This is a genomic window from Thioclava sp. UBA3469 (assembly GCF_002378135.1).
GTDB lineage: Bacteria > Pseudomonadota > Alphaproteobacteria > Rhodobacterales > Rhodobacteraceae > Thioclava > Thioclava sediminum.
Genome location: NZ_DFRG01000116.1, coordinates 886 through 5,557, shown reverse-complemented (window position 1 = coordinate 5,557; position 4,672 = coordinate 886). Strand labels below are relative to the sequence as shown.

The 4,672-nt window shown below is 64.9% G+C and carries 6 protein-coding genes and 2 tRNA genes; 1 reads left to right on the top strand and 7 read right to left on the bottom strand.

The features are described 5' to 3' along the window. Together B3D39_RS09655 and B3D39_RS09650 are read right to left on the bottom strand one after the other, a co-directional pair. The coding region (locus B3D39_RS09655; RefSeq protein WP_286789631.1) for a GNAT family N-acetyltransferase at positions 1–462 on the bottom strand (462 nt) is incomplete at its 3' end. A 165-nt stretch (positions 463–627) separates the two neighbouring features. Continuing rightward, entirely contained in the window at positions 628–807 is a 180-nt protein-coding gene (locus tag B3D39_RS09650) for a DUF3553 domain-containing protein (protein WP_093477165.1), read from the bottom strand. A gap of 25 nt (positions 808–832) precedes the next feature. On the opposite strand from B3D39_RS09650, the gene B3D39_RS09645 reads away from it, so the two are divergent. Continuing rightward, entirely contained in the window at positions 833–1,447 is a 615-nt protein-coding gene (locus B3D39_RS09645; RefSeq protein WP_286789630.1) for a histidine phosphotransferase family protein, read from the top strand. A gap of 24 nt (positions 1,448–1,471) precedes the next feature. On the opposite strand, the gene B3D39_RS09640 is transcribed toward B3D39_RS09645, so the two are convergent. The 5 genes from B3D39_RS09640 to B3D39_RS09620 all read right to left on the bottom strand — a co-directional run bounded on the left by B3D39_RS09640 (position 1,472) and on the right by B3D39_RS09620 (position 4,468). Next, positions 1,472–2,737 carry a glutamate-5-semialdehyde dehydrogenase gene (locus B3D39_RS09640; protein WP_286789629.1) on the bottom strand — a complete coding sequence of 422 codons (1,266 nt, stop codon included), beginning with the start codon at positions 2,735–2,737 and terminating at the stop codon, positions 1,472–1,474. Further along, on the bottom strand, positions 2,734–2,994 hold the full coding sequence (locus tag B3D39_RS09635; RefSeq protein ID WP_078541348.1) for an RND transporter: 261 nt from the start codon (positions 2,992–2,994) through the stop codon (positions 2,734–2,736). Before B3D39_RS09635 ends, B3D39_RS09640 begins: the two co-directional genes overlap by 4 nt. 82 nt (positions 2,995–3,076) lie before the next feature. Beyond that, positions 3,077–3,153 (bottom strand) — tRNA-Asp (locus B3D39_RS09630). 28 nt (positions 3,154–3,181) lie between these two features. After that, positions 3,182–3,258: transfer RNA gene (locus tag B3D39_RS09625), tRNA-Asp, on the bottom strand. Positions 3,259–3,526: 268 nt separating this feature from the next. Then, complete coding sequence (locus B3D39_RS09620) at positions 3,527–4,468, bottom strand: pirin family protein (RefSeq protein ID WP_274963903.1); 942 nt, start codon at positions 4,466–4,468, stop codon at positions 3,527–3,529. Positions 4,469–4,672: the final 204 nt, after the last annotated feature.

Below are 4,672 nucleotides of genomic sequence, written 5' to 3'. Positions count from 1 at the left end.
ATCGGTGCCGTGGAAGGAGGCCACGCCGAAGAGAATCTCGATGTCATGGGCCAGCACATAATCGGCGAGCGCGTTCCACAGAAGCAGCATCGCCGCCCCGCCGCGATAGTCCGGATCGACGCAGGAGCGGCCCAGCTCCAAGAGCTTGCGCCCCGTGCCGATCAGCGGCGCGAGGTCATATTCGCTGTCGCAATAAAACTGCCCCGCCCGTTCCAGCCGATCCGAGGGCAGCAGCCGATAGGCCCCCACCACATGCTCGCCTTCCGCGCGTGCCGGATCGACCAGCAGCAGGTGATCGTAGACGGGATCGAGCCGGTCGCTTTCGAGACGATTTTCGTGATCGACCGTCTCACCGCCGCCGCCGAGCTCTTCGACGAAAACGCGGTAACGGAGCCGCTGCGACGCCACGAGATCGGCGACATCACGGGCCAGCCTGATTTCGAATGCGGCGCTGTCGATCACGGGCGTCCTCCTGCCGATCGTCGATGGCCCGGTTTAGAAAGCCGCGCCCGGATTGGCAATATCGCGCGGTGCGCGCCGTGTCATCGGCGCATCACGGAGGGTTCAATCGCCACATCCCAAGGTTGAAGGTTTCCCACACGACCTCACGAAGCTGTTAACCATTCGTCAACTTTGTTCAGAGAAAACCAATTCCAGCGCGACCCGCCGCCCGTCCAGGACAAGCTTGCCTTGATGCTCGAAATTTACCGTCACTTTTTCGCCGATACGCGATTGCACCTGTCCGGTGCCCCAGTCGGGCTGGGCCGGGTTTCTGACCAGCATGCCGGGTTCGAGAATTTCATAGATCACATTTCACCTATTGGAGAGTTTAATGCCATTCGAAACCGCCAATGCCGGTACGGACGACGATGATTTGACCGCCCTTGTGGGCTCGCGCCTGTGTCATGACCTTATCAGCCCGATCGGGGCGATCGGCAATGGGGTCGAATTGCTCACCATGACGAGCGATGCGCCCGGGCCCGAGGTCGAGTTGATCGCCCAAAGCGTGGCGGCGGCGAATGCGCGCGTCAAGTTCTTCCGGGTGGCTTTCGGGCGGGCAGGCGCTGAACAGCAGCTTGGCGAGGCGGAAGTCTCCGGTTTGTTGGGCGAATTATCGGCGCAGAGCCGTCTGGACTACGAGTGGAAAGTGCCGGGCGATGCGCCGCGCGCCGAGGTGAAGCTGGCGTTTCTCGCGATGCTCTGCCTGGAGACCGCGCTGCCCTTCGGTGGCACGCTGCGCGCGTTGCCCTGCGGCGATGGCTGGATGATCACCGCGCGGTCCGAGAAAGCGCGGCCTGACCGGGAGTTTTTCGCCGTGCTCGACGGGGCCCAGATGGAACTGACGCCCGCGCGGGTGCAATTCGCGATGCTGCCGCGCGAGGCAGCGCGGCAGGGTCGCAGGCTCGACTGGTCGGTCGACACCGAGGGCGGCACGATCGCGTTCTGAGCGCTCAGGGATGTTCGGTGCGTCTTAGGGGCGCACCGTGCCATGCCCCGTCACAAGATATTTGAACGACGTCAGTTGCTCGGCACCCACCGGCCCGCGCGCATGCATCTTGCCGGTCGCGATCCCGATCTCTGCGCCCATCCCGAACTCGCCGCCATCGGCGAACTGGGTCGAGGCGTTGCGCATCAGGATCGCGCTGTCGAGCCGCTCGAAGAAGCGGTCGGCGGCGGCGTCATTCTCGGTCAGGATCGATTCCGTGTGCTGGCTGCCATAGCGGCGGATATGTTCGATCGCGCCATCCACGCCATCGACGATCTTCGCCGCGCAGATCATATCGAGGAATTCGCGCCCGAAATCTTCCGCGCTCGCCTCGGTGACGCCCTCGATTTGCAGCAGATCGCCGGTGCCGCGCACCTCGACGCCAGCCTTGAGCAAATCCTCGATCAGCACGCCGCCATGGGTTTCCCAGAACGCGCGGTCGATCAGCAGACATTCCATCGCACCGCAAATCCCGGTGCGCCGGGTCTTGGCGTTCACCACCACGGCCCGCGCCTGTTCCAGATCGGCGGCCCCGTCGGCATAGATATGACAGATGCCCTCGAGATGGGCGAAGACCGGCACGCGGGCTTCGGCCTGCACCAGCCCGACGAGCCCCTTGCCCCCGCGCGGCACGATTACGTCGATGAATTCGGTCGCGCGCAGCATCTCGGCCACGGCGGCGCGGTCACGGGTCGGCACCAGCTGGACCGCCGCTTCGGGCAGACCCGCGGCACGCAGACCTTCGAGCAGGCAGGCGTGAATGGCGCGGCTGGAATGGAAGCTCTCCGAACCGCCGCGCAGGATCACCGCATTGCCCGATTTCAGGCACAGCGCGCCCGCATCCGCGGTCACGTTGGGCCGCGATTCATAGATCACGCCGATCACGCCAAGCGGCGTACGCACGCGCTTGATATGCAGCCCCGAAGGCATGTCCCATTCCGCGATCGTGTCGCCCACCGGATCGCGCTGAGCCGCCACCGCCCGCAGCCCCTTGGCGATCGCCTCGATCCGCGCGTCGTCCAGCATCAGCCGGTCCATCATCGCGGGGCTCAGCCCCTTCTCGGCACCGTAGGCCATATCCTCGCCATTGGCGGTGATGATCTCGCCCTTGCGCGCGAGCACCGCATCGGCGGCCGCTTCCAGCGCCTTTTGCTTCACCTCGGCGCTGGCAAAGGCCAGCTCCGCGCTCGCCGCGCGCGCGGCCGCGCCCATCGTCTCGATCAGCCCCTTGGCGTCCATGTCGTCTTTCATTGCGCACCTCTACCGGATTTCCCGGTCTGTCCCGTCTTCACCCATTGTGCCAGCTTCACCGCCAGCACGATCCACGGCAGCCCGTGCATCACCAGATCGAACCAGTCGATCGGACGCACCAGCGTGCCCGCCACCAACATCTTCAGCTTTTCCCAGATATGTGGCTCTGGGGTGAATGGCGCGAGACCGAGCAGCGCTGCGAAAAGCACCGCCTGTAGCAGGGTGATGTGGTCGAAAACCTGTTTGATCCAGCGCATGCGCTCCTCCCGAAACTTCGCCCGGATATAAGCGACAGATGCGCGTTTCACAAACGCAACTTTACCGTAAAGGAGGGGAAAGTGGCGCGGTTGACGGGGCTCGAACCCGCGACCCCCGGCGTGACAGGCCGGTACTCTAACCAACTGAGCTACAACCGCGCATCTGCGCTCGGGGCGATCCGGATGATGGCGCGGTTGACGGGGCTCGAACCCGCGACCCCCGGCGTGACAGGCCGGTACTCTAACCAACTGAGCTACAACCGCTCGCATCATCTGCCCGGATCGCCGTCCGAGCGTGGGGAGGGTATTACGCGGGCGACCTGCCCCCGTCAAGCGGCCTGAGAGCAAAAAACCGACGAATTTTCACCTGCCGTTCGGGCAAGCAAATCGCGGCTCCTCAGTGCGCGCCCGCGACCCTTATTTATCGCGCCCGCACGCGCCCCGATGAGATGCGCTTTCTGCTTCCTCTTGGCAGAAATATCCCGGGGGAGACCGAAGGTCGGGGGCAGTGCCCCCTCTTCAACGGCTGCAATCACCGCTCCGGCGCGGGAATGAACTCCGCATCGTCGGCAGGCGGCAGCTGGAAACGGCCGTGCGCCCAGTCGCCCGCGCGCCATGCCTCTTTCGCGGCGTCGATCTTGTCGCGCGAGGAGGCCACGAAGTTCCACCAGATATAACGCGGCCCGCCCATGGTCGCGCCGCCCAGCACGATCAGCCGCGCGCCCTGCCCGCCCGCCTTCAATGAGACCCGGTCGCCGGGGCGGAAAACGAGCATCCGGCCTTCCTCATAGGTCTCGCTCGCCACGGTGACGGAGCCCTGCAGCACGTAAACGCCGCGATCCTCGTGATTGTCGGGCAGCGGGAGCTGCGCGCCGGGATCGAGATTTGCGTCGGCGTAGAACATCTCGGAGGGCAGATCGATCGGCGCATGCGCGCCCCAGGCATCGCCCAGCACCAGCCGAACGGTCTTGCCCTCGGCCTGCAGTTCGGGAAGCGCCTCGGCGCCCACATGTTTGAACGCCGCCTGCCCCTCTTCCTGTTCCTCGGGCAGCGCGACCCAAGTCTGGATGCCCGCGAGATGCTGGCCGGTGTCGCGGACCTTGCCGTCGGTGCGCTCGGAATGGGTGATGCCGTAGCCCGCATTCATCCAGTTCACCGCCCCCGGCGTGATCCATTGATCGGTGCCCAGCGAATCGCGGTGATGCAGGCGGCCCTGAAGAAGGTAGGTCACGGTTGCGAGGCCGATATGCGGATGCGGGCGAATATCGATGCCACGCTGGCCCGAGAGGAATTCCACCGGGCCGATCTGGTCGAAGAAGATGAAGGGGCCGATCATCTGCCGCGCGGCGGACGGCAGCGCGCGGCGTACCTCGAATCCGCCGAGGTCACGCGCCCGCGGCGCGATGACGGTCTCAATGGCGTCGACGGCGTCGCCGATCGGAATTTCGGGGTCGAGGGCGGGGTTCCAGCTCATCGGAGCGCTCCTTTCCTGTGGTTGAGGGAAAGGTAGCATCGTGGCGCGCATATCATAGAGCCATGCGCGAACAGAGTCTGAGCGCGGCCGCGCAACGAGACACAAGCCTTTAATATCGTTAGACTTCGGAGGGAATGGTGGGCGGTGAGGGGCTCGAACCCCCGACATCTTCGGTGTAAACGAAGCGCTCTACCAACTGAGCTA

What these genes read in the sequence shown, in the direction of transcription:
- B3D39_RS09640 (WP_286789629.1), bottom strand. Translation starts at nt 2,737, where the DNA reads ATGAAAGACGACATGGACGCCAAGGGGCTGATCGAGACGATGGGCGCG.
- B3D39_RS09645 (WP_286789630.1), top strand. Translation starts at nt 833, where the DNA reads ATGCCATTCGAAACCGCCAATGCCGGTACGGACGACGATGATTTGACC.
- B3D39_RS09620 (WP_274963903.1), bottom strand. Translation starts at nt 4,468, where the DNA reads ATGAGCTGGAACCCCGCCCTCGACCCCGAAATTCCGATCGGCGACGCC.
- B3D39_RS09635 (WP_078541348.1), bottom strand. Translation starts at nt 2,994, where the DNA reads ATGCGCTGGATCAAACAGGTTTTCGACCACATCACCCTGCTACAGGCG.